Source organism: Rhodophyticola sp. CCM32, assembly GCF_004751985.1.
In the GTDB taxonomy this organism is placed as follows: domain Bacteria; phylum Pseudomonadota; class Alphaproteobacteria; order Rhodobacterales; family Rhodobacteraceae; genus Rhodophyticola.
The window spans coordinates 299638-323638 of sequence record NZ_CP038492.1 but is presented as its reverse complement, the minus strand read 5'-3'; the positions used below and the strand labels follow the sequence as shown (position 1 = coordinate 323638).

The window sequence follows — 24001 nt, the reverse complement described above, 5'->3', positions numbered from 1 at the left end:
CCCATTGTGAGTATAGGGCGAGACCCTACCCCGCCGTCCAGCCACCATCGACCAGAAGCGATGTGCCTGTGACCATGGCGCTTGCATCGGATGCCAGAAACACAACCGCGCCCATGATATCCTCGATCCCGGCCACGCGCGGCAGTTTGATCTTGCTCTCGATCCAGGCCCGCGTATCCGGGTCATTGAAGCTGGGCTCCGACAGCGGTGTCCGGACAAAGGTGGGGCAGATCGTGTTGACCCGGATATTTTTCGGCCCCCACTCAATCGCCATCGCTTTGGTCATGCCCTCAACCGCGTGTTTCGAGGCGCAATAAACCCCCCGGTCCGGCCCGCCCACATGGCCCATCTGGCTTGAAATCTGAATGATCGACCCGCCGCGATCCTGCATCGCATGGGCCGCGCCCACAGCCAGAAAATAGGCGGCGCGCAGATTCACATCCATGACCCTGTCATAATCTTCCGGCCGGGTCTCCAACGCCGGGGAATGGCGGGCAAACCCGGCGGAATTGCACAGGATATCAAGCGGGCCCAAAGCGCTCAGCGCCGCGCGATGCGCTGCCAGATCCGTCACATCCAGCACCAGCCCCTCGGCATTGAGCCCGGCATCTGTGATCGCAGCCACCGCAGCCTCGACCTGTGCCGCCCCGCGCGCGGCGATCACCACATGCGCGCCCGCCTCTGCCAGCGCCATGGCGCAGCCCAGACCGATGCCCCGAGACCCGCCGGTCACCAGCGCCTGACGGCCGTCCAGCCGGAAAGAAGGGGTGCGGGGCAGGGTCATCAGGGTCTCTCCATGGGGTGATCCGGGCAGGCAAACCGATCCGGCGGCGCGGGAAAGGCCAGCCCCCGGAAAGCTGGAAAATCCGCATAGCGGGCCGGGGCATCCGCGATATCCTTCAACTCCCCCTTCGGGGCGATATAGGAAAACACCCGCCCCGCCGGATCATCGCGCCACCCCAGATTGAATGCACAGAGTTTGGGGAAAAACCAGATATCGTGAAAGCACAGATGGTCGCGCATCCAGCAGGCCAGATCACGCCAATCGCGCCCTTGCGCATACTGATCGGCGAACCAGGGGATCACCACAGAGCTACAGGCCCCTTTGCGCCCCTTGTGATCGACGAAATCCCAGATATGGCGCGCCCAGTTATAATCATTGCGCGCGCAATTCAGCCCGTTTTCATTGCCAAACCGGTTCAGTTCCGGGCTGCGGTAGCCCGACCGGACAGAGACCACACCAAAGGTTTCCACCAATGGATCAAGCAGGGTTTCACATAACACACGACCGGTCTCTATCGCCATATCCGGGTTCTGGGGAATGTTGCTGATCCTGTGGATATTGCCGATCTCGGAATAGAGAAACTCACGCATGAAGAAATGCCGGCCAAGACGCACCCGGCCAAGCGTTTCAAGGCTCCACATGCTTTGCGGTTGCCGCATCCCGCCCTCTCCTGCCTCCGCATATGCAGAGTGCTGTTATAGCGAAATCGTTTTATTCTGCACGACCGCTCCACCGAAAACCGCTTTCAGGCGGAATTCTCCAGAATTCCACGTGGAAAACTGGAGTTTTCCACCCCGCGCCGCATATGGCACCATAGCGTTTCACCTGAAACCCGAAACACCTTAGATCAGCAAACTGCTGATCCAGAAGGCGCATTTCGATGCACGGTCGTGCAGAATAAACAATTTCGCCCCTAACGCAGGGCCACACCCTCTGCATCGAACAGATGCAGTTTGCGATCGTCGAATTTCAACCCCACGGGCGCACCGGGTGTCAGCGTGGTTTCCCCATCGGTTCGCAGGGTCAGACTGCCCGACGCCCCGCAATCAATGATCAGATAGGCATCCGCGCCCAGATATTCGGTCACATCGACAATACCATCCACATGGCCCGTGCCGGGCGCCACCAGATCAATCGCCTCGGGCCGGATGCCCAGTTGCGTGGCCCCCTCACCGCCCGAGACCGGCCCGCCACCACCGCCTGCCAGGGCAAACGCCCCGTCCGAAACGGTGCAGGGCAGGATATTCATCTTCGGGGAGCCGATGAACTGCGCCACAAACAGGTTCGCCGGATGGTCATAAAGCTCCCGCGGGCTGCCGACCTGTTCGATCCGGCCCGCGCTCAACACCACAATCCGGTCGGCCAGGGTCATCGCCTCGACCTGATCATGGGTCACATAGATCATCGTCGCATCCAGCGCCTGATGCAGTTTGGCGATCTCATAGCGCATCTCCACGCGCAGCGAGGCGTCCAGATTGCTCAGCGGTTCATCAAACAGAAAGGCGGTCGGATCGCGCACAATAGACCGCCCGATGGCCACCCGTTGCCGCTGCCCGCCGCTCAGATCCTTGGGCCGCCGCTCCAGATATTCCTCCAGCCGCAGGGCGCGGGCCGCCTCGGCCACCTTCTCCTCCTGCTCGGCCTTCGGCGCGCCTGCGGTTTTCAGGGAAAACCCCATATTCTCCTTCACCGTCATATGCGGATAAAGCGCGTAAGACTGGAACACCATCGCCAGACCGCGTTTCGAGGGCGGCTCTGCCGTCGCATCCCGCCCGTCAATGATGATCTCCCCGCGCGAGGTTTCCTCCAACCCGGCAATCATCCTGAGCAGGGTGGATTTCCCGCAGCCCGAGGGGCCCACGAAGATCACAAATTCACTGTCATCAATGGTCAGATCCACACCCTTGATGACCTGTATGTCACCAAACCATTTCTCGACCGCCTTCAGCTCAATCTTGCCCATATCCTAACCCTCCCCGGCGGATGGCGAGGCCCAGGCCAACCAGATCGCCGCCGTCCATGTGAATGTCGCGCCCCCGGCCGGTGTGCCGTCCTCGGGGCTGAAATATTCCGCAAACCCGTTCTCGGCGATCAGCCGGGCAGTGTCGGCACGGATACGCTCCGCCTGTGCTGTCAGCCCCTGTTCGGCCATGCCGACACCGGCAATCATGTTCATCACGCCCCAGACCGGCCCGCGCCAATAGCGCAGCGGGTCGAATTTCGGATCACCCGGGTCGAAGCTTGGCAGGCCATAACGCGCCGCATCCAGCACCCGCTCCAGCACCGGCAGGGACCGCCGGTCCTCCAGCCCGCCCCACCAGCACAGGAACGAGGCGTTCGAGACCGAACCGGCCAACTGCCCGCTGCACAAATCGCGGCTGTCATAGGTGCCGGTTTCCGCGTTCCACAATGTCTCGGCGCCCTCTTCCAGATAGGCGATCCAGCCATCGATCTCGGATGTCGCCTCGCCCAGAACCCCGGCGGCCAACCGCAAATCCCGGCAGGCGCGCATCAGGGTGAAGGTCAGCGTCGGGTCGGCCACGCGAAACGGGCTTTCCGCCGCAATCGCCGCATCGTCCCAGCCCCGTTCCCGCCCGAACTGAACCAGCCAGATATAGCGGTCATAATCCTCTTTCGTGGGCCGCATGCGCGGGTTGACATGGCCCGTATCGCGCCGCGTGTAAGGGGCCACACCCTCCGGCGTGATACCCGCCATCGCCGCGTCCCAATCGGGGGCATTGTCGCGCCCGGCCTCCCAAGGGTGGGTGATCGCCACCGCCCCGCTTTCGGCGCGGGCGGCGATGAACCAGCGGTGAAACGCCATGAGACCGGGGAACATCGCCCGCAGCCGCGCCAGACCCGGGCCCGGATCCCGCTGATACATCCGCCAGGCAAAACTGGCCGCCACCGGCGGCTGGCTGATGCCCGAGGATTGCACGCGCCCGGCCCCCTTGCCCGGCGCATCCTCGGTGCCCCAGACATCCGCACCGGGAAAATACCCCGGATCGGGCCGATGAAACAGGATATGCGGCACCATCCCGTTTTCCCACTGGCCGGACATCAGGGTTTCCAGCTCTCTCCAGCCCCGGTCGATATCGAAACAGGCAAAGCCCAGACCGGCAAAGGCGCTGTCCCAATTCCACTGATAGGGGTAAAGCCCGGCGGTCGGCACCGTGTATCCGCCCTTGTCATTCAGCCGCAGAATGCGCCGCGCCTCTGCATCCAGAGGGGAGGTATCGGTCCTCATCATCGTCATCCTTTGACACTCCCCGCGGTCAGGCCCCGCGTCATGAATTTCTCAAGCCCCAGGAACAGCGCCATCACCGGCACGGTCGCAATCACCGCCCCCGCCATCAGATGCTGGCGCGGAATTTCCGAGGAGTTGAGCGAGGCAATCCCCCGGGTCAGGGTGAATTTCGACGGATCATCCAGCAGCATGAAGGCCAGCAGAAACTCGTTCCAGGCGATCATGAAAACATACAGCGATACCGAGGCCAGCGCCGGCAGCGACAAGGGCAGGGTGATCTTCCAGATCACCTGCAACCGGTTTAACCCGTCCATCAGCCCGGCCTCTTCAATCTCGGCCGGAAGCCCGCGGAAATACCCCTGCAACATATAAAGCGCCACCGGGATCGTGGTGACCGGATAGATCATCACGATCCCCATAATCGAGTTGCGCAGACCGGTCATCGAAAAGGCGATATAGATCGGCAGGGCCAGCACGATCATCGGCACCATATAGATCAGCAGGATCGACCGGCTCAGCGCCGTCTGCCCCTTGAATCTAAGCCGCGCCACCGCATAGGCCCCGGGGATCGAGAAGGCCAGCGTGATCGCCACCGTCAGGATCGAGATATAGAAACTGGTCCACAGATAGCTGCCGAACCGGAAATCGCGAAACAGCTCTTCATAGCTGCGCAGCAAGGCCCAACCCTGGCTCAGATCAATGGTGAAATCCAGCGGATTGGCAATCAGCTGCCCCTGGGTTTTCAGGCTGGTCATCACCATCACGTAAAACGGAATCGCGACAGCGGCGGTAAAGAAGATATAGCCGAACCCGGTCAGAAACCGGATCACCGCGTCCTCCCATTCATGGCGTGTCAGCACGCCTTTGGGGCATCCCCGCAGGATCACCGCCATCGGCCATCCCAGCGCCACACCAAACCCGACCCCGGCCATCACATGCTGCACCAGCCCGGCATCCCCCGAGACATGGATCGCGCTGACACCGGTATAGCTCATCACCACGGCCAGAACCGACACACCGGCCACCAGCAGCCCGGCCATCCGCGTCTCCAGCGCCGCAACACCGACCAGCCCGCCCAGGATCACACAGCCGATCAATCCGGGCCGAAACGCTGCCCCGGTCATGAAGGACAACAACACCGCAACACTGGTCGCCACGATCAACGCCCAGAACAGGCCCAGAAGCGGCCCGGTGATGAAACTGTTCCAGAACATTCTCATATCCGTCCCCCCTTCTCTGCTTCAAAAATATCCCGGGGGGTGCGGGGGGCCGCGCGCCCCGCCGGATCGGCGCCGAAGGCGGCGAAATCCATCCAGCCACGGGGCGCCGCCCGTTTTTCACATGACAACGCCGCCGGACCGTTCATCGACATCGTCGAACCACCATGCCGGGGCGCCGCCCGCTGTTCGCTTGATTGCTCCACAGGAGCAATCATTTGCTGCGCAAAACCGCTCACAGCCCCTCCTCCTTCGACATGAATTTGAAGAAGAACCACGAAAAACACAGCAGACAGACCAGGATCACCACCGCCACAGCGGCCCCCGCCCCGATATTGCTGAGCGCAAAGGCCTGTTCATACACATTCACCGTCAGCGTCCGGGTTCCCGCATTGCCGCCGGTCAAAAGGAAAATGTCGTCGAATTTGTTGAAGGTCCAGATGAAGCGGAGCAGGAACAACACGCTCAAAATCCCCATCAGCATCGGCAGGCTGAGATAGCGGAATTTCTGGAAGGGCGAGGCCCCGTCCACATCCGCCGCCTCATACATATCGGTGTCAATCGACTGCATCCGCGCCAGAATGAACAGGAAGGACAGGGGGAAATACCGCCAGATTTCAAACACTGTCACCATGATCAGCGCCAAGGGCCGCTGGCCGAAGAAATTGATTGCCTCATCGGTCACACCCATCTGGATCAACAGCGCATTCACCGATCCCGAAAACGGGTCGAACAGAATGATCCAGGAAAACGCGACCGCGATCACCGGGGCGACATAGGGGAACAGGTACAGACCGCGCAAAATCCCCTGCCCGCGAAACTCCTTGTTCAGCAACAGGGCCGCCATCAGCCCTACAAGCAACGCCCCGACCGTTCCGAACACGGTGTAGAACAGCGTCGCACCGATCACCGTCCAGAATTCGCGCGCATCGAACAACTCGGCGAAATTCTCCAGCGTGAACTCGCCGCTGGTCAGCACATTTCCCGCAACCCCGGTGATCTCCGGCGGTGTCCCCGCCTCGATATCCGCCTCGGCAGCGTCGATTTCGGTCGGCAGACCCACCGGGATTTCCAGCGTCACCCGCCCGCCGGGCTCCAGCGTGTCCAGATCGCAGGTCAGGTTCTGGCCGTCCAGCACACATTCCGCAGGCAGGTCCATCACAGCCACGCGGCCGGGGATCACGTCGCGCAGCACCACATCGGCAATCGGATCGGCCTGACTGGAATTGCGGATGCGATAGCGGATAAACGGCGCGGCCTCATCCGCATCGCGCAGATCCTCGCGGACAACCGGGGCTGCGGCCCGCAGATCGGCCAGCCCCACGGGTTTGAAACTGATCCAGAAGATCGCCAGCAAGGGCAGAACCACCACCAGCATCACACTGGCCAGTGTCGGAAACAGCAGCCCCCAGGCCAGTCGCGCCTCGCGGCGGGCCAGCGGGCCGGTTCCCTTGGGTGGGCTTGCGGATGTCATGGGCATAGCTCCGGCAGCAGAAGAAAGGATCGCCCGGGCGGGCAAAACCGCCCGGGCAAAAAATCATCAAAGGACAGGCGGTTATTCGATCCGCGCCAGTTCCTCATTCATCAGTGCGACCGTGGCCGGGGCATCGCGCACCCCATCCATATATTCCCGCACCAGCCGGTTGATGATCTGGCTGTTGATGATGCGCGAGGCCAGCGCCAGCTGCCCATCGGCCACCCCCCAGCGCTGCGCCACATCCAGGCCGCCGACAATCTCGTCGATCATCTCCTGGGCATAGAGATCCCCCAGAGGCGCGCGCCGGTCGACACCCACATCAAGCTGGGCCCAGGCATCGGTGAAGGCGGTCGGGTTGTCCCCGGTGCCGCGACGGATCGGGAATTTCCCTTCCGGTGCGATGGCCAGGGTCTGGGTATAGCCCTCATTCATCGAGTATTCGACAAATTCCATCGCCGCATCGGTATTGGCATCCGCCGTAATCCCGAAATAGCGCACATCGCCCCAGGCCGCGCCATCAGGGTTCGACGGGCCCGCGAAATTGGTCACAATCCCCGTGGCCGCCGCCAGCGCGGGCGAGGTCGGATCATCATTGATCGTCGGCGGGGCGCTGTCGCGCAGACCGGCCAGTTCATCCAGAATGAAGGGCGACCAGATGATCATCGCCGCGCGGCCCGCGAAATACAGCTCTCGGGATTGCTGCCAGAACAGCTCCCCATCGGGGGAGGCCTCGACAATATCGCGGTAGAATTCCAGCACCTCTGTGGTTGCGGCCTCATCCAGCGGCTGAAACCCGTCGGGGCCGACAGGGCTGACCCCATTGGCCAGGAACACATGTTCCAGCACCTGACTCATGAAATTCTCATCCACCTTGGTCGCGGCCACAAAACCGAACATCTCGGGCGGGTTGTGCAGAACCTCAATCGCGGCCAGCACGTCTGCATATGTGGTTGGCGGCGCCAGGTCGTTTTCCTCGAACAGGTCCGCACGATAGACGATCATCTGCGTCCAGCCATCCACCGGCACAGAGGCATAGCCGTCAGCCATTGCCGCCATACCCAGCGCGCCGGGCGCAAAACTATCGGCGTCCAGATCCTCGATCACATCCGTGGCCGCATCCGTGTCCAGAATGCCCGCTTCCGCCCAGGGCAGCGCATATTGCAGCGGATGATAGATCACATCCGGCAGATCGCCCGCGGCAAAGGCCGCGGTGGCCCGGGTGCCCAGATCACTTTCGGTCACCGGGATCACCTCGACCGCGACGCCGGAGGCGGCGGTGAACTCGGCGGCCATCGCCTCCTGCCGGGCCAAACGCTCGGGCTGTTCTTCGGTGGTCCAGAAACGGATCGTGTCCTGCGCCGCCGCGACGGATGCAAGCGCAAGGCTTGAGGCCGCCGCCATCAGGGCCAGTCGGGCCCCTTTCATCATCATGGTCATGGTATCTCCTCCCATTGATTTGAGTATTCACATGGCATGGTCCGGCTGTGCCGCCGGATCACTGTCATAGCTTGCGATATCGGAGCCGCGCGCAATCAGCCGTGCGGGCACCTCTTCGCGCAGGCGGGTGGGGTCGGCCCCCCGGATACGCGCAAATAACAGCCTGGCAAGCCGCGCGCCTGCGGCCCGGCTGTCCACGGCATAGGTGGTCAGGGGCGGATGCGCGGTGGCGGCTTCGGGGATGCCATCATAGGCGATCACCGCCAGATCGGGGCCGATCCGCACCCCCCGGCGAGCGGCGGCGCGGTACAATCCAAGTGCCGCCAGATCCAGCGCACAGACAATCGCACTGGGCCGGTCTGGCAGATCAAGCAACACCTCTCCCTGCGTCTCGCCCTGGGCCATGGTGATCGCATCGCCGGTCATCAGTTCCGGGGCCACATCCAGACCGGCCTCTGCCAGCCCGGCCAGATATCCCTCGCGCCGCAGATGGGCATAGGTGTAATCCAGCGCCCCGTTGATGAACCCGATACGCCGGTGCCCGCGCCCGGCCAGCCGCAACACGGCGGATTTCATCGCATCCTCCCCCTTGATGTCATGCCAGGCGCAGCCATCGGGGTTGGCGGTTCGGCCATAAAGCACAAAGGGCACATCGCGGCCACGCAACAGATCAATCCGCGCATCCACAAGCCGGGGCCGGGGCAGGATGAACCCATCCACCTTCCGCTCCTCGATCAGCCGCGCCATGGTGGTGACCTCATCGGCCTCATCCTCGGCCGTGGCAACGGTCAGCGACCAGCTTTCTTCCGAGGCCGCGCGGGAAATCCCATCCAGGAAATCGGTCAGAAACGGTTTATGGGCATCATCGCCGCCCGCGTTCAGAACCAGCCCCAAAGCGCGCGCCCGCCCGGTGCGGATCGCCTGCGCCTGGGCCAGCGGGCGATAGCCCATCCGCTCAGCCGTGCGGGCCACCCGCTTTCGTGTTGTTTCCGCGATGTCAGGGTATCCGTTCAGCGCCCGGCTGACCGTGCCTTTTGCCAGTCCCAAATTCCGCGCAAGATCATTGATCGTCACCCGCGCAGTGCGCATTTCAGACGGCTTTGCATCTGGCATTCATCTCACTCCCCGACTCAGAAAATTCCTTCCGAAACCGGTTTCGGCAAGGGATAATTACAAAAATCGTCGCTGCGACGCGGAAAGAGGTCTGGGATCAGAGGCCTTGCGCCGCCACCCAATCGAGGATTTGACCGGTGACCGAAGCACTCATGGCCGGGCTTAGGATATCGCCTGCGATCACATGATTATAAGGGTCAACGCCCTCTTCCGGCAGGGTTTGCGGGGCCAGTGTCACCGCCCCGCCCCAACCGCCTGCAAAACCGCGTGCCGCAGATGCCGAAATCACCTGATCCTGTTCGGCGAAAATTGACAAAAGCGGCACCGAGACGCCCGTATAATCCCGCCCGCGCGCGTCCCGCATCATCGCGGCCAGCGGCAGGGCCGCAACCGTGGGATAAGAGGTTGTCCAGTATCGGCCGTGATTTGCGTTCTGTATGGCAAAGCTGCGGGTTGCGCCCGTGATCCAGGGCACCCAGAGCCGCGCCGCAGGCCATTCCAGCATCACACCCGCCGGGTTTGCCAGTCTGAAATTGGCCGAGATCATCACAACCCCGGCAACCCCTTCGGCCATATCCGGTTCGGTCATCGCGATGGCCGCCAGCGTCGCGCCGGTGGATGTGCCGATGACCAGCACCCGATCGCCCACCGCCCGGGCCACCGCCAGCGCCTCGGCGGTATCGTCGATCCAGTCCCCCGCCGTCGCCTCGGCCATCGCAAATCCGGGGCGGCCATGACCGGTCAGCCGGGGATAGACCAGATTTGCCCCAAGAGCGGCGGCCACATCATCGGGAACCGGGCGGATTTCCTCGGACGTGGCCGAAAACCCGTGAATATAGAGCAATGTCAGAGGCGTCCGCGCACCCGCATCCCCGGCCCAGATCACCCGTGCCTCGGTGCCCGGGGTGATATCGTCAAACTCTGCTTCACGGGCGGCGTAATAGGCCTCGGGGTCCCTCACATCGCCGATGAAAGGACCCGATCGCAGCACCGGTTCGGTCGGGCCGAACACCCAGACCGCGCCCAATAGCAGCGCCAAACCCGCCATCAGCAGTATCAATGCCAGAAACATCCGCCTTACCATGTGCCAAAGCTATGCATCGGCCAGCACATCCTCCACCGCCCGGGTGATCAGCGCCAGACAGGGATCATCGGAAAACCGGTGATCGGCACCCTTGACCAGGTTCAGCCGGATATCCGACCCCTCCAGATGCTCCAGCAGACGCAGCGCCACGGACATCTCCACATCCATATCCGCCGTGCCCTGCAACATCCTGACCGGCACGGAAACCGCCAGCGGGTCACGCAGCACCAGATGCCTGCGCCCATCCTCGATCAGGCGTTTGGTGATGATATAGGGCTCACCATAATCCGATGGCAGAGCGATCTGCCCGACCTCGTCCAGCTTTGCCTTCTGCGCGTCGGAAAACCCTGCCCACATGCTGTCTTCGGTGAAATCCGGGGCGGCGGCGATGGTTACCAGACCGGCCAGCTTTTCCGGGTGTCGTTTCGCCATCAAAAGCGAGAGCCAGCCACCCATGGACGACCCGACCAGCACTTGCGGCCCCTCGGTCAGGCCCAGTATCGCGGCAGAGGCATCCTCGGCCCAGTCGCCGATCGCCCCTTCGGTGAACTCTCCCGAAGATGTCCCGTGACCGGAATAATCAAACCGCAGAAACGCCCGCCCGGCAGACCGGGCCCAGGCCTCAAGATGCAGAGCCTTGGTGCCCTCCTTGTCGGATTTGAACCCGCCCAGGAACACCACACCGGGGCCTGTGCCCGCGATTCGGTTATAGGCCAGCCTTCGCCCCTGAACCGTCTCAAACACACCGTCTGTCATCACAAAACGCCTCTCTCATCCGGCGTTTATTACTGCACCCATGGCCCGGGACAGGCAAGAAAAACCCTGTTTTTCAAAGCAAAACGCCCCAACGTCATGATATTTTACGTTTCCATATTGTCACGTGACTAAATAATCACCTATAAAACATCCATGGATATGATCTTCAAAGCCCTCAACGATCCGACCCGGCGTACCCTGCTTGACAGTCTGCGCCGCAAGGACGGGCAAACCCTGACCGATTTGGAAGACCAACTCGACATGACCCGCTTTGGCGTCATGAAACATCTCAAACTCCTTGAAGACGCACATCTAATCATCACGTGCCGCCATGGGCGTTTCAAACATCACTATCTCAACCCCCTACCCATGCAGGAACTGCTCGACCGTTGGGTTGCGCCCTTCCTGCAACCCCAAAGCCGCGTGTTAAGCGAACTGAAAACCAAACTTGAAAGAGAGACCATTATGGGAAAACCCGATTTCATGATGCAGACCTTCATCCGCTGCACGCAGGATGCGCTTTGGGACGCCTTGACCAAGGCCGATCAAATGGCCGCCTATCACTTCATGTGCAATGAGGTGCGCGGCGACGCCAAACCGGACAATGTGACCGAATTCATTCAACCCGATGGCAGCACGATGCTGCGCCAGGTCACCAGCGAGATGGACCCGAAATCCCGCATCGCGATGACATTCGAACCCCTGTTCATGGGCCCCGATGCGCCGCATTCGCATATGGTCTATCTGATCGAACCCCAGGGCGAGACCTGCATGCTGACCGTGGAGCATTACGATATGGCACCCGGTCAGGAGGGCTTTGCCGAAGGCTGGGCCCGGATGACATCCTCTCTCAAATCCTATCTGGAAACGGGCACCGCCCTGAAAGGAGCCGCATAATGGAATTCCCCACAGAGTTGGGCATTCTCACCTGCCTGATGATCTTCGCCGCCTCGATGTGGATACCTTATGTCATCGGCATCAGCTCGGACCCCGCTGAAGAGGATGCCTTTGACACCCCGGCCACTATCAGCAGATTGCGCCCCTGGGTACAGCGCGCCCATCGTGCCCATCTGAACCTGCTGGAACAGGGCATTCCCTTCGCCATTCTGGTTCTGCTGGTGGACCGGATGGATGGGTTCACCGCCCTCACCTATTGGACGGCGATTGCGTTTTTCTGGATCAGGGTTGCCCATGCGGCCGGCATGATCTCGGGCATGGCACGGATGCCGCTGCGCCCGATCCTGTTTACCGCCGGATGGATCTGTTGCCTGATCATGGCTTACGCGGTGTTCACGGCACAGATGTGACGCACACCCCTTGACGCGGCCCCGATGCCCCGGCATTGAGGCCGCGTCACCACATATACCCGCAACCGGGCGTTCCGTAGGCGCCAAACTGACGAGGAGATGGCCCCAATGGCCCGGATTTCCCTGACTTTCCCCGATGGCAATGCACGCGATTATGCAGCAGGCGTGACCCCTGCCGAGGTCGCCGAAAGCATCGCCCCCTCGCTCGCCAAGAAAGCCATTTCGGCCTTGGTCAACGGCACCCATTGGGACCTGTCCTGGCCCATCAAAGCGGATGCCGAGATCGCCATCAACACGATGAAGGATGAGGCCCCGGCGCTGGAGCTGATCCGCCATGACTGCGCCCATATCATGGCCCGCGCCGTGCAGGAGCTTTGGCCCGATGTGAAAGTCACCATCGGCCCGGTCATCGACAACGGGTTCTACTATGATTTTGACCGGGCAGAGCCCTTCACCCCGGAAGATCTGGGCGTGATCGAGACGAAGATGAAAGAGATCATCAACCGCCGCGACCCGGTGACCACCGAGATCTGGGAGCGGGACCGCGCGGTCGCCTATTACAAGGCCAATAACGAGCCTTACAAGGTCGAACTGATCGAGAGCATTCCCGGCACTGAACCCCTTCGGATGTACTGGCATGGCCATTGGCAGGATCTTTGCCGTGGCCCGCATCTGCAACATACCGGGCAGGTGCCTGCCGATGCGTTCAAACTGATGAAACTGGCTGGGGCCTATTGGCGTGGCGACAGCAACCGGCCGCAATTGCAACGCATCTACGGTGTCGCCTTCCAGAACCGGCAACATCTGAAAGATCATCTGCATTTCCTGGAAGAGGCCGAGAAACGCGACCACCGCCGCCTTGGCCGCGAGATGGAGCTGTTCCATTTTCAGGAGGAAGCCCCCGGCATGGTCTTCTGGCACCCCAATGGCTGGTCGATCTATCGCGAGCTTGAGGATTATATGCGCCGCAAGCTGACCAGGGCGGGATATGCCGAAATCAAAACCCCGCAGGTGGTGGATCGCAAATTATGGGAGGCCTCGGGCCACTGGGATAAATACCGTGAAAACATGTATATCACGGAAATCGACGAAGAGCATGCAAACGAAAAACGTGTGAACGCGCTGAAGCCGATGAACTGCCCCTGCCATGTGCAGGTGTTCAATCAGGGCATCAAATCCTATCGCGATCTGCCGCTCAGACTGGCCGAATTCGGCTCCTGCCACCGCTACGAGGCCCATGGCGCTCTGCACGGTCTGATGCGGGTGCGCGGGTTTACCCAGGATGACGCCCATATCTTCTGCACCGAAGATCAGATCGAGGCGGAATGCGCTGCTTTCATCGACCTGCTCAGCGGGATCTATAAAGATGCAGGTTTTACCAGTTTCGACATCAAACTTTCCACCCGGCCCGAGGTGCGTGTCGGCTCTGACGAGATCTGGGACAAGGCCGAGGATGCGCTGGAAAAGGCCATTCTCAGCGTGCGGAACGATTATGAGGTGGACCCCGGCGAAGGCGCCTTCTATGGCCCGAAGCTTGATTTCAAACTGACCGACGCGATTGGCCGCGAATGGCAATGCGGCACGTTCCAGGCCGATTTCAACCTGCCCGAACGGCTGGATGCCACCTATGTCGGTGAAGACGGCGCGAAACATCGCCCGGTCATGCTGCACCGGGCGATTCTGGGCTCGTTTGAACGCTTCATCGGCATCATGATCGAGAATTATTCCGGCAAATTGCCCTTCTGGCTGGCCCCGCGTCAGGTGGTGGTTGCAGCAATCGTGTCGGAGGCGGATGAGTATGTGCTGGAGGTGACCCGGATGCTGAAAGATGCCGGCATCCGCGCCGAGGCCGACATTCGCAATGAAAAGATCAACTACAAGGTCCGCGAACATTCGGTCGGCAAAGTGCCCGTCATCCTCGCCATTGGCCGCAAAGAGGTGGAAGACCAGAGCGTGACCCTGCGCCGCCTGGGGGAGAAACAGACCAGCGTGCTGCCCACCGACCAGATGCTGAGCCACCTGACCGCCGAAGCCGTGCCCCCCGATCTGCGCTGACCGGCAGATGCCCTGCAAGGCAGATGACTGACTTGCAGGGCAAAGCATATCTCAATCCGGTTCCGTTATCCGCAGCTCTGCGACACCTGCCTTGCGTAACACCCAGATCGTCATGATCCGTGAAACAGCCGCGATCTGCCCAACCGGAACGGAGTGCCGGGACCCCTCACATATATTGACCATGCCGCTTTTCCGCACGAAACCGTTCCGCCCAGATGCGATTGGTTGCGTCAGCAAGTTTGGCCACCGGCGGTTCGATATCCTGCGCCATGTCCTGGTCCAGCCCAAGCGCCTCCAGAATTTTTGCAAGCATCCCCGCAGGATCGTCCGAAAGCGCCTCATAGGAAATCCGCAAGGGGTGCAATTTCTCTCGCTCAAACCAGGTTTTCCAGGCCGTATCCAATGCGGATAATCCGGCAAGCTGGCCTGCAATCTCATCTGCGTCATAAACCGGGTCCTGCGGTGCTGAAAGCCGCTCCAGCTCTGTCCCGTCTGCCGCCCTGTGCCACAATCCTGTCTGGGTCGCTTTGACAATTGAAATGGCCTGATCAAGCTTGTTTTCGCGCGTCAGATGAATGAATAGCGTGCTTCCAAAAGCCGCTTGAATACGGTCGAGATCACTTTTCTGATCCGGATAAAGAAGGCCCGCCTGTTGCATGAAATAGTCAAAACTTCCTCTCTGCAATCGCAAGCCGAATATCCCGGTATCCCCTGTCCCGCGTTTGCGCGCCACCTCGAATATCGCCTTCAAGGCATCGCGGTCTGATGCGAAATCGGCTGCGGAAAGCGCAAACGTCTTCAGCCAGCTTGAGAGTGAGGGTTTATGGAAATGAGAGTCGGGCTGTCCCGATCTGCCGGTTGCTGCAAGCATCCTGCACAGCAAAGTGCTGCCGCTGCGCGGGCTTGTGCAGATGATGTAGGATGTGTAGCGCGCGTTCCGCATGGGGTCGGCTCATTATCTGGCGGTTTGCCGGATCATATCCCGGCCCTCTTTGCATCGCCACCACCAGTGCGGTGTCACACAGGGCGTTTTTACAACTTTCCGGGTTTACCCCTGACACGCCTCAGAAATGCGCCTTCTCCTCATCCGGCTTGCCTGCGGCCAGCGCCAGCACCCCGGCCAGACCGCAAAACGTGATCGGGAACATGGTGGCCACGTTGAAGCCAAAGGCGTGATACATGCCCGCGGTCGAGATCAGCAGCAGAATTCCGCCCCAAAGCGCCCGCGCCCGGGCCATCGCGCCGCCTGCGATTGCCAGAAGCGGGGAGAGTATCGACACGGTCTGTAACAAGTGCGGATCCTCGACCTGCTGCGCGAGATCGGGCACGTCACCGAAATGACCTATGAACTCCACATATCCGTAGACAAAGAAGCCCACGATCATGCACAGAACCCCGCCGATAATCCCTAAAACCATGGCCGCATTGCGCATCTGATCCATCCTTTATCTGCACGCTCTGCCCTGGATGTAGCCATCGCGACACCCCAATCCAAGATCCTGCACCCAACGGCCCCGGGGTGAAACATTTGTGCAGATTCCCCCCCGAAGCTTTCCCCCGGCCCGGCATGGAACGCCGCCAAAACCTGCCGGGCTGTATCTCTGTCAAAACACCTTGTTTCCATGGCTTAGGGGGCAGCCTGACAGGGCCTGAACCGGCTCACATCCGCTCACAGGCCCGTGGGCCACGGGTCTGTGATTGGCCAAAACCGGGTCTGGTCCGATACACATACAGATATCGCGATTTCCCGCGATCTTGCCGTCTAACCAATTCTGGAGAGTTTCTGACATGACCACCCATGTAAAATCCCTGGCGCTTCTGGGGGCCGCTGCTGCCGTTGTGACTGCCCATGGCACCGCCCCGGCGCAGGCCCAGGCGCAGGAAAAATGCTATGGTGTGAGCCTCGCAGGCGAAAACGACTGCGCCGCAGGCCCCGGCACAACATGTGCGGGCACCTCAACCGTGGATTATCAGGGCAACGCCTGGACATTGGTGCCCGCAGGCACCTGCGCCGAGATTGAACTGCCCGATGGCCGCGTCGGCGAAGCCGAAGCCTCGCTGGAAGCCGATGGCTATCAGGGCCTGAACCGTGATCTGCCCGCCGATACCGACACCACAGTTCTGCGCACGCTCTGAATATCCGTGACTTTGCGGCCTCCGGCATGTCCGGGGGTCCATTCCACCCCGATCCGGTGCTATCATGCGTGACATGGCTTTTCCTACGCGACTGCCCCTTGCTGCTGGTATCGGTTACAAGGCCCAGCATTATACCGCGCTTACGGCTGCGCCGGGTCCGGTCAGCTGGCTGGAAATCCATGCCGAGAATTATATGGGGGATGGCGGGCGCCCGATTGCCCAGCTTCGCGCCCTGGCCGAACGGTTCCCGATCTCCGTCCACGGTGTCGGCCTGTCGATCGGCGGGGAGGCCCCGCTTGACCGGGATCATCTTGCGCGCCTGAAACATCTTTGCGACTGGCTTGACCCCGCGTCTTTCTCGGAACATCTAGCCTGGTCAAGCCACGATATCGGCTATCTCAACGACCTGCTGCCCCTGCCCTATACAGAGGCGACCCTAGCCCGTGTCGCGGCCCATATCGACCAGGTGCAGGACAGTGTCGGGCGCCGGGTGCTGCTTGAAAACCCCTCCACCTATCTGGCCTTCGAGGACACCACGATGGCGGAGGTTGAGTTTCTGGCGGAACTGGCCCATCGCACCGGCTGCGGGCTTCTGCTGGATATCAACAATGTCTTTGTCTCTGCCACCAATCAGGGCAGCGATGCCCGCGCCTATATCGACAGTTTCCCGCTCCACCATGTGGGAGAAATGCATCTGGGTGGCCATGATGAGGATCAGGATGATCAGGGGCGTCCGCTGCTGATCGACAGCCATGGCCGCGAGGTCGTCGATCCGGTATGGGCGCTTTACCGATATACCATCGCCAAAACCGGGCCCTGCCCCACCCTGATCGAATGGGATACCGATGTGCCCGGCTTTGACATTCTGAAGGCCGAGGCTGCCCGCGCCGATGCGATCCTGTCACCGGTTGAGGCGTAACCCGTATGTCGGCAGAGCAAGCCAGCTTTACCAATGCCATTCTGGATGCGGGCCATCCGGTTCCCCCGGGTCTGACCGATGCCCATGGCGGCCCTGCGGGCAAACGGTTCGATGTCTATCGCAACAATGTTGTCGTGTCCCTGACCGAGGCCCTGGAAACCGGCTTTCCGATCCTGCGCAAACTGGTTGGCGACGTGTTTTTCAAAGCCATGGCCGGTGCGTTTGTCCGCGCGCATCCGCCGGAACATCCACGCCTGCAACTCTATGGCCAGCGTCTGCCGGGTTTTCTTGCCAGCTTTCCGCCCGTGGCCCATCTGCCCTATCTGCCCGATATCGCCCGGCTGGAACTGGGCCTGCGCCAATCCTATCACGCGGCGGATGCCAAACCGCTTTCGGTTCAGGGCAGGGATCCGAACGAGGTCCTGACCCTGAAACCGCGTGTCGCCCCTGCCACGCTGGTGGTTCAGTCCCGCTATCCGATCTTTGCGATCTGGCGCGCCAATACCGCCGCCGATGCGCCCAAAGCCGCAGGCGGCGGTCAGGATATCCTGATCACCCGGCCCGGTTTTGACCCGGCACCGCATCTGCTACCGCCCGGCGGGGTTGCCTTCGCCCGGCTTCTGAAAGGCCGGATCAGCCTGGCCGAGGCCATGGCCGCCACACTTGCCGACACCCCCACCGCCGATATCTCTGCGCTTTTGTCGCTTTTCATCAGCACCGGCGCCCTGACACTTGAACGGAAAGACCCATGAATGCTCTGATTTCGCTCCATAACCGTTTCTTCACCGGGCTTGAGGCTTTGGTGGCCCCTGCCCTTATACCCACCCTTGCCCGGCTGGTCTTTGCCGCCACGCTCCTGTTCTATTACTGGAACTCCGCCATGACCAAACTGGGCGACGGGTTTTTCGGCTTCTACAATGTCGATTTCGGCGCCTATACCCAGATCACCCCGCGCCTGTTCGAGGCTGCGGGCTATGACCCAGGTCAGATGGGCTTTCTCGTCCATATCCTGGTGGTCGCCGCGACAATCGGCGAATTCACCCTGCCGTTTCTGCTGTTGATCGGGCTTCTCACCCGGCTGGCCGCCCTTGGGATGATCGGTTTCGTGGTCGCGCAAAGCTGGGTCGACATCTTCGGCCATGGCATCGGGGCAGAAGATATCGGCACCTGGTTCGACGGCACCCCGGGCAGTCTGATCCTGGATCAGCGGGCATTCTGGGTGTTTGTATTGCTGGTTCTGGTGTTCCGGGGGGCAGGCCCGCTTTCGGTGGACGCGCTGCTGCGCGGGCGTATGTCCGCTACATAAGCGCCGCCTGCACTTTCGCATCCCAGCCCAGATAAAGCTGCCCGCCTGCCGCTGCGATCACCGGGCGTTTCATCAGGGCGGGATGCGCAGATAACAAATCTTCGGGTGCCGTCTCCCGCTCGGCATCCGACAAACCGCGCCAGGTGGTTGACCGCCGGTTTACCAGCGCCGCGCCGAATGCATCCAGAAACAGCGCCAGGTCTGCCGCGCTCAACGGTTCGGCCCGTACATCCCGCAGCACCACATCATGCCCCGCCGCCAGCAGTTCTTTCACCGCTTTCCGGCAGGTGTCACAGGTTTTAAGCCCATAAACGATCATCTTTTATGCACCTTTCGCCATTTACAGTCGCGAATTGATGCCAGCCAGAGGCCAGCCGCAACCCTTCTCTTGCCTTTTTCCGATTTCGCATCACAATTTTTACCGTGATACCAGATGAGTGCTGAACCGCCCTTTCAAGAAGGCATTGCAACAGGACGGCCCTGACGACACCGCGCCCCGCATCCCCGCGGGCACGACATCTTGAGAAGGAAAGACCACGACAATGCCCACAGGCACAGTAAAATGGTTCAACACGACCAAGGGATACGGGTTCATTGCCCCCGATGATGGCGGCAAGGACGTCTTTGTTCATATCTCGGCTGTGGAACAGGCAGGCATGACCGGCCTGGCCGATAATGAGAAGGTCAGCTATGACCTGCGCGAAGGCCGCGATGGCCGCGCTTCTGCGGTGGATCTGGTCAAACTATAGACCCGCGCGCCGGATTGCAGACAAAAGGCATGCCGCACGGGGGCAAAGCCCGGGCGGCACCAGAGATTTGGTGCGTCTATCGCCATTGGCCTTTTATATAAGGCAACCCCCTCGAAAATGCGTTTGAGCCGAACGAGAAGCGACGTTTTTCGGTTCAGATCAAATAAAAACGCCTCAACTCAACGCGCGCGCCACCATCACCCCGCCCCAGGCCGCCCCCGCCGTCAGCACCGTGCCCCAGGCCATGTCAAGGATCACGATCTGCGGATGCCAGTCGCGCATGACCGCCCAGGAGGTCAGCTCATACGTGCCATAGGCCACAAAGCCCAGCACCGCCCCGTTGATCAGCGCCATATGCGGCACCCCGTCCCGCAGCGCAGGCCAGCCTGCAAACCAGATCACCCCGAACATGAAGGTGAAATAGAACAACACCGCCGGCAGCAGCCGGAACCCGCCCTCATACAGCCCCGCACCCAGATGCCGGGCAAAAACCGGCTGGATCACAGTCGACAGCATGATGGCATCGGCCAGAAGAAAAATCACCGAGGTGGCGAGAAAAAGGATCAGAAGAGACATGAGGGCGAAGGCTCCGGTTGCGATCCCAGACAGGTAGCACGGATTGCAGCGGCGTCTATGCCGGAGGGTGGACAAGCGGGTTTCCAGAAAACCGCCTCGTGAACAGTTTTGCTTTGTTGGGCCACTGAGGGCAGCGCCCGAGCCTGAGCGAGCGTATCGCAACGGTGGAACTGCATGCGCGCGCGCCAAAACGGCTAAGCACTGATCTTCTGGAAACCTCGCAAAAGCGCCCTCCCGGGGGGAGGGTCGGGCGCTGCTCTAGAATTTTCCACTACAGCTAAACGTTTAAGTATCGTATTTTGCGGCTGTTGCGACCAGTCGATCCTGTAACGGGATAATGTCGTCCAAAGATGTCACTTGGACCCTCTCTTCCTGATCGCCATCAAACAACCCTAAATACTTTGAGCGACCATTAAAGTGCAATCGCGCAAGAGGTTTTCTATTGTTGTCATCAAGCAGAATAGCACAGTAAGATTTTGCATCTCTTATTGCCACCCTTTCTACATCCACGGCCCCCCGAAGAAGGGCTTTCACCAAAAGAAATCCTTCCATCTCCTCTTCGGTTGTTTCAATATCCCTGCCCTTAATCTGCGCTTCTTTTTCCAAGGTCTCATCACTTGGGTCCTCAAGCGCGCTAGACAACCGCGTCTGCAAACGGTCCCTGACGATCTCACGCATCGCGGTGACTATAACTTTCGAGAGCACCTCTCTAACTTGTGCAGTAACCCGGCCACTATGAATCTCGTTGGCAACCAGTTTGATAAGTTCATCAGGCGGCGCGTCAAACCAGTCATGCAAGAGGCGTTTGGCGGCAGAGACGTAACGAAGCCTTTCCGCCTGCGCCAAGATGACATCAACACTAAATTCACTTCTAGAGAACTTATTCAATTCGCTAATTGAAGACGGTGAAAAGTTAAGTAGATCAAATACAAAAAATGGCCTTTCATCCATCCTATTCGTCTCATCCAGATCCGTGAAAAACTGGTATTCCTGTCCATTGGTGAGCAGCGCAAAGCGCGTCTTAGTGACTGAAAAGTAGCGAAACAACTGCCCCAAGTGGCGTTGGTTGAGCTGGGTGCTCAAGCCCTTACACTCGATCAAAAGCAACATCTCGCCATCTTTCTGGATGGCGTAGTCGACCTTCTCCGCACGTTTACCGGGAGTATCGGCCGTAAACTCTGGAATTACCTCAGCGGGATTGAAGACATCATAGCCCAAAGCCCGCAAAAAAGGCAGAACAACAGATGTTTTTACTGCCTCTTCTGTCTGAATCGTCTCCGAGTGCTGGCGCACTCTTTCAGCCAAAGCAGAAATAGATGTATCAAGATTACTCACTGTCGCCTCCCGAATTTGCAGACAGTGAAAGGCAAAACCATTAGCAACGTCAATAGTCTGGCATAGACAAGTGCACAAAATAAGTTTCCGGTTTCAATTCAAACCGCACTATAGTGGAGATTTACCCCGGCTCATCCCGGATCACCAAACACCCCCTCAAACTCCCGCCATTCGCCTTTGCTCATGCCGGAATTCTCCTGCGTCACCACTTCCCCCGCCAGTCGCCGCCGCAGAACCTCAACCCCTTTCCCGCTCACATTCACACCGCCCATCCGGTAATCCTCGAACGCCCCGTAAGCCGCCGGGACCCAGTCTTTCACCATCCCGGCAATCGCATCCGCATAGACCCGGATTTCATATTGCGCATGGGCATCCGCGCGCAGGCGCAGGAAATGGAACAGGTTGTGCAGATCCACCTTCCAATACCATTGCGTATAGACATTCGCGGGCAGGTTCATCCGCGCCAGCTCACGCGCCAGCCCGGCCTGGCCGTCCTGGCTCAGCATCTCCTCATAATGGTCATAGGCGCGGCCCGCATCGGTCTTCAGCACCTCCAGCACGCGGGCGGCTTCCGCGCCTTGCAGCACCTCCCCCCGGCCCTGATTGTTGATCGTGGATTGCGCCGCCAGATGTTCCGGCGCGGGGATATAAAACTCCCGGTCCAGAATCGAATAGCGCGCGGAATATTCGTTCACATTTGCCGTCCGGTGCCGGATCCATTGCCGTGCCACGAAGACCGGCAGTTTCACATGCAGTTTGATCTCGCACATCTCGAACGGCGTGGAATGCCAGTGCCGCATCAGATAGCGGATCAGCCCTTCGTCATTCTGCACCGCCTTGGTGCCCTTGCCATAACTCACCCGCGCCGCCTGCACGATGGCGCTGTCATCGCCCATATAGTCGATCACCCGCACAAAGCCGTGGTCAAGTACGGGGGCTGCCTTGTACAGGTGCTGTTCCATCCCCGGGGCGACAGCACGCAACGTGGGTTGGGGGGTCTGACGGCTCTCTTCAATTTCGGCCAGTTGCTCAGGGCTCAGCGACATGTCTCTGCTCTTTCTTTCCAGATATTCAGGCGATCCAGGGATTCGGAACCTACAACATCTTGCATCACCGGGTATAGAGCACGCAAGATAAAGGGTGCCATGGCGGGTGGAGCGGGCGACATTTTCCCTTGGGTCGCCTGTCAGCAACCATATGGAAATCACCGTCGCCCGAAAAATTTACCACTCTTAAAGCGTGCGGTTTTGAGTTGGACGCGCTAGGCTGATCCAGATCCAAACAGGGAGATACCGCAATGGGCCTGAAATACCTCCACACCATGGTCCGTGTGAAAGATCTGGAGGCCAGCATGGCCTTCTATCAGCAGCTTGGCCTGCATGAGACCAAACGCATGGACAGTGAAGGCGGTCGCTTCACGCTGGTGTTCATGGCCCCCCCGGGGCAGGAGGACTGCCCGGTGGAGCTGACCTATAACTGGGATGGGGATGAGGGCCTGCCATCCGACAGCCGCCATTTCGGCCATCTGGCCTATCGCGTGGACAATATCTATGAAACCTGCCGGCAATTGATGGAGGCCGGTATCACCATCAACCGCCCGCCGCGCGACGGCCATATGGCCTTTGTCCGCTCCCCTGACAATATCTCGGTCGAGCTGTTGCAGGAGGGGGAGCATCTTGCCCCCGCAGAACCCTGGGCCTCGATGCCCAATACCGGCCATTGGTGAGGCCCAGCAGGACCCTGACGCTTCCCGGCCCGGCCCTCGGTCTGGCCCTCGGTCTGATTTTGACAGCAACCCTGCCCGTCAAAGCGCAGGAGCAGTGCCGCCTGGCCCTGCTTCTGGCGCTTGATGTCTCTGCCTCGGTCGATCAGGCGGAATATGATCTGCAAATCAACGGGCTGGTCTCGGCACTGTTATCGCCCGAGGTGCAGAACGGGTTTTTCAACGGGCCCGGGCCGGTCGCACTTGGCATCTATGAATGGAGCGGGCGGTTCCAGCAGGATATTCTGGTCAACTGGACGCTGATCGAAACCCAGGCCGATCTGATCGGCGTCACCGAACAGGTTGCGGCGGCCACCCGCACCCATGCAGATTTCCCCACGGCCCTTGGCTATGCCATCGGCTTTGCCGCCGAACGGTTTGCCGAGGCCCCGTCCTGTCTGTTCCAGACCCTCGATATCTCGGGCGACGGGCAGAATAATGACGGGTTCACCCCTCAGGCGGCTTATGAACACTTCGCGCTGAACGGGGTCACGGTGAACGGGCTGGCCATTGGCGGGGCCTCTCGCGAGATCGAGCTTTATTATGAAGATGAGGTGATCCGCGGCCCCGGCGCCTTTGTCGAACATGCCCTGAACCATGATCATTTCGAAGAGGTCATGCGCCGCAAACTGGAACGGGAATTGCGGGTGCTGATCCTGGGCGTGCTGGAGGAGTTGGAGGAATAGCCGCTCCCATGGGTATGTGTCGACAGGTCAGAATTTTGCGTATTTGGAACAAGAA

General features: G+C 60.3%; 27 protein-coding genes. 10 read left to right on the top strand and 17 right to left on the bottom strand.

Annotated elements, in window-relative coordinates:
- Window positions 1-25: 25 nt before the first annotated feature.
- The 11 genes from E2K80_RS01605 to E2K80_RS01555 form a co-directional block, all read right to left on the bottom strand.
- Window positions 26-784, bottom strand: a complete 759-nt coding sequence (locus E2K80_RS01605) for an SDR family NAD(P)-dependent oxidoreductase (protein ID WP_135372128.1) — start codon at window positions 782-784, stop codon at window positions 26-28.
- Window positions 784-1443, bottom strand: a complete 660-nt coding sequence (locus E2K80_RS01600) for a hypothetical protein (protein WP_238475615.1) — start codon at window positions 1441-1443, stop codon at window positions 784-786. Before E2K80_RS01600 ends, E2K80_RS01605 begins: the two co-directional genes overlap by 1 nt.
- A gap of 254 nt (window positions 1444-1697) precedes the next feature.
- On the bottom strand, window positions 1698-2747 hold the full coding sequence (locus tag E2K80_RS01595) for an ABC transporter ATP-binding protein (protein ID WP_135372126.1): 1050 nt from the start codon (window positions 2745-2747) through the stop codon (window positions 1698-1700).
- 3 nt (window positions 2748-2750) lie between these two features.
- A complete protein-coding gene (locus tag E2K80_RS01590) occupies window positions 2751-4031 on the bottom strand; it encodes an MGH1-like glycoside hydrolase domain-containing protein (protein ID WP_135376436.1) in 1281 nt (426 codons plus the stop codon).
- Between the two features lie 5 nt (window positions 4032-4036).
- Window positions 4037-5251, bottom strand: coding sequence for a carbohydrate ABC transporter permease (locus tag E2K80_RS01585; RefSeq protein ID WP_135372124.1), 1215 nt, complete (start codon window positions 5249-5251; stop codon window positions 4037-4039).
- On the bottom strand, window positions 5248-5487 hold the full coding sequence (locus tag E2K80_RS01580) for a hypothetical protein (RefSeq protein WP_135372122.1): 240 nt from the start codon (window positions 5485-5487) through the stop codon (window positions 5248-5250). The genes E2K80_RS01585 and E2K80_RS01580 overlap by 4 nt, the downstream gene beginning before the upstream one ends.
- The gene (locus E2K80_RS01575; protein ID WP_135372120.1) at window positions 5484-6722 is read right to left on the bottom strand and encodes a carbohydrate ABC transporter permease; all 1239 of its coding nucleotides are present in this window, start codon (window positions 6720-6722) and stop codon (window positions 5484-5486) included. The genes E2K80_RS01580 and E2K80_RS01575 overlap by 4 nt, the downstream gene beginning before the upstream one ends.
- Before the next feature lie 81 nt (window positions 6723-6803).
- Window positions 6804-8162 (bottom strand): ABC transporter substrate-binding protein, encoded by a 1359-nt coding sequence (locus tag E2K80_RS01570; protein WP_238475614.1) that lies wholly within the window; start codon window positions 8160-8162, stop codon window positions 6804-6806.
- A 27-nt stretch (window positions 8163-8189) separates the two neighbouring features.
- The gene (locus tag E2K80_RS01565) at window positions 8190-9275 is read right to left on the bottom strand and encodes a LacI family DNA-binding transcriptional regulator (protein ID WP_238475613.1); all 1086 of its coding nucleotides are present in this window, start codon (window positions 9273-9275) and stop codon (window positions 8190-8192) included.
- 97 nt (window positions 9276-9372) lie between these two features.
- Window positions 9373-10347 (bottom strand): alpha/beta hydrolase, encoded by a 975-nt coding sequence (locus tag E2K80_RS01560; RefSeq protein ID WP_168193069.1) that lies wholly within the window; start codon window positions 10345-10347, stop codon window positions 9373-9375.
- 21 nt (window positions 10348-10368) lie between these two features.
- Window positions 10369-11115 carry an alpha/beta hydrolase gene (locus E2K80_RS01555; RefSeq protein WP_135372116.1) on the bottom strand — a complete coding sequence of 249 codons (747 nt, stop codon included), beginning with the start codon at window positions 11113-11115 and terminating at the stop codon, window positions 10369-10371.
- A gap of 153 nt (window positions 11116-11268) precedes the next feature.
- Here E2K80_RS01555 and E2K80_RS01550 point away from each other — a divergent pair, with 153 nt between their 5' ends.
- From E2K80_RS01550 to thrS, 3 genes are all read left to right on the top strand, one after another.
- Window positions 11269-12012: an ArsR/SmtB family transcription factor gene (locus E2K80_RS01550; RefSeq protein ID WP_135372114.1), complete on the top strand. Its 744-nt coding sequence runs from the start codon at window positions 11269-11271 to the stop codon at window positions 12010-12012.
- Entirely contained in the window at window positions 12012-12422 is a 411-nt protein-coding gene (locus E2K80_RS01545; RefSeq protein WP_238475612.1) for an MAPEG family protein, read from the top strand. Before E2K80_RS01550 ends, E2K80_RS01545 begins: the two co-directional genes overlap by 1 nt.
- Window positions 12423-12530: 108 nt before the next feature.
- Window positions 12531-14477: a threonine--tRNA ligase gene (gene thrS, locus E2K80_RS01540; RefSeq protein WP_135372110.1), complete on the top strand. Its 1947-nt coding sequence runs from the start codon at window positions 12531-12533 to the stop codon at window positions 14475-14477.
- 166 nt (window positions 14478-14643) lie between these two features.
- Here thrS and E2K80_RS01535 read toward each other — a convergent pair whose 3' ends face one another.
- Both E2K80_RS01535 and E2K80_RS01530 read right to left on the bottom strand, forming a co-directional pair.
- The gene (locus E2K80_RS01535; RefSeq protein WP_135372108.1) at window positions 14644-15420 is read right to left on the bottom strand and encodes a Stf0 family sulfotransferase; all 777 of its coding nucleotides are present in this window, start codon (window positions 15418-15420) and stop codon (window positions 14644-14646) included.
- Between the two features lie 121 nt (window positions 15421-15541).
- Entirely contained in the window at window positions 15542-15910 is a 369-nt protein-coding gene (locus E2K80_RS01530; protein WP_135376433.1) for a hypothetical protein, read from the bottom strand.
- A gap of 355 nt (window positions 15911-16265) precedes the next feature.
- Here E2K80_RS01530 and E2K80_RS01525 point away from each other — a divergent pair, with 355 nt between their 5' ends.
- The 4 genes from E2K80_RS01525 (at window position 16266) to E2K80_RS01510 (ending at window position 18838) form a co-directional block, all read left to right on the top strand.
- Window positions 16266-16613 (top strand): BufA1 family periplasmic bufferin-type metallophore, encoded by a 348-nt coding sequence (locus E2K80_RS01525; RefSeq protein ID WP_135372106.1) that lies wholly within the window; start codon window positions 16266-16268, stop codon window positions 16611-16613.
- Between the two features lie 64 nt (window positions 16614-16677).
- Window positions 16678-17532 carry an MNIO family bufferin maturase gene (bufB, locus tag E2K80_RS01520; RefSeq protein WP_443216543.1) on the top strand — a complete coding sequence of 285 codons (855 nt, stop codon included), beginning with the start codon at window positions 16678-16680 and terminating at the stop codon, window positions 17530-17532.
- A 5-nt stretch (window positions 17533-17537) separates the two neighbouring features.
- Complete coding sequence (locus E2K80_RS01515; protein ID WP_135372104.1) at window positions 17538-18284, top strand: HvfC/BufC N-terminal domain-containing protein; 747 nt, start codon at window positions 17538-17540, stop codon at window positions 18282-18284.
- Window positions 18281-18838, top strand: coding sequence for a DoxX family membrane protein (locus E2K80_RS01510; protein ID WP_135372102.1), 558 nt, complete (start codon window positions 18281-18283; stop codon window positions 18836-18838). Before E2K80_RS01515 ends, E2K80_RS01510 begins: the two co-directional genes overlap by 4 nt.
- Here the strand turns inward: E2K80_RS01510 and E2K80_RS01505 are convergent.
- Window positions 18831-19157 carry an arsenate reductase family protein gene (locus E2K80_RS01505; protein ID WP_135372100.1) on the bottom strand — a complete coding sequence of 109 codons (327 nt, stop codon included), beginning with the start codon at window positions 19155-19157 and terminating at the stop codon, window positions 18831-18833. The genes E2K80_RS01510 and E2K80_RS01505 overlap by 8 nt on opposite strands.
- A gap of 223 nt (window positions 19158-19380) precedes the next feature.
- Between E2K80_RS01505 and E2K80_RS01500 the strand changes: the two genes are divergently transcribed.
- Entirely contained in the window at window positions 19381-19587 is a 207-nt protein-coding gene (locus tag E2K80_RS01500; RefSeq protein ID WP_135372098.1) for a cold-shock protein, read from the top strand.
- Between the two features lie 174 nt (window positions 19588-19761).
- On the opposite strand, the gene E2K80_RS01495 is transcribed toward E2K80_RS01500, so the two are convergent.
- The 3 genes from E2K80_RS01495 to thyX all read right to left on the bottom strand — a co-directional run bounded on the left by E2K80_RS01495 (window position 19762) and on the right by thyX (window position 22544).
- Window positions 19762-20163, bottom strand: a complete 402-nt coding sequence (locus E2K80_RS01495; protein WP_135372096.1) for a DUF2177 family protein — start codon at window positions 20161-20163, stop codon at window positions 19762-19764.
- Window positions 20164-20448: 285 nt separating this feature from the next.
- Window positions 20449-21498, bottom strand: coding sequence for a type I restriction endonuclease (locus E2K80_RS01490; RefSeq protein WP_135372094.1), 1050 nt, complete (start codon window positions 21496-21498; stop codon window positions 20449-20451).
- Between the two features lie 131 nt (window positions 21499-21629).
- Window positions 21630-22544 (bottom strand): FAD-dependent thymidylate synthase, encoded by a 915-nt coding sequence (gene thyX, locus E2K80_RS01485; RefSeq protein ID WP_135372092.1) that lies wholly within the window; start codon window positions 22542-22544, stop codon window positions 21630-21632.
- 251 nt (window positions 22545-22795) lie between these two features.
- Between thyX and E2K80_RS01480 the strand changes: the two genes are divergently transcribed.
- Window positions 22796-23224: a VOC family protein gene (locus E2K80_RS01480; RefSeq protein ID WP_135372090.1), complete on the top strand. Its 429-nt coding sequence runs from the start codon at window positions 22796-22798 to the stop codon at window positions 23222-23224.
- A complete protein-coding gene (locus tag E2K80_RS01475; protein ID WP_238475611.1) occupies window positions 23221-23946 on the top strand; it encodes a DUF1194 domain-containing protein in 726 nt (241 codons plus the stop codon). Before E2K80_RS01480 ends, E2K80_RS01475 begins: the two co-directional genes overlap by 4 nt.
- Window positions 23947-24001 lie beyond the last annotated feature (55 nt).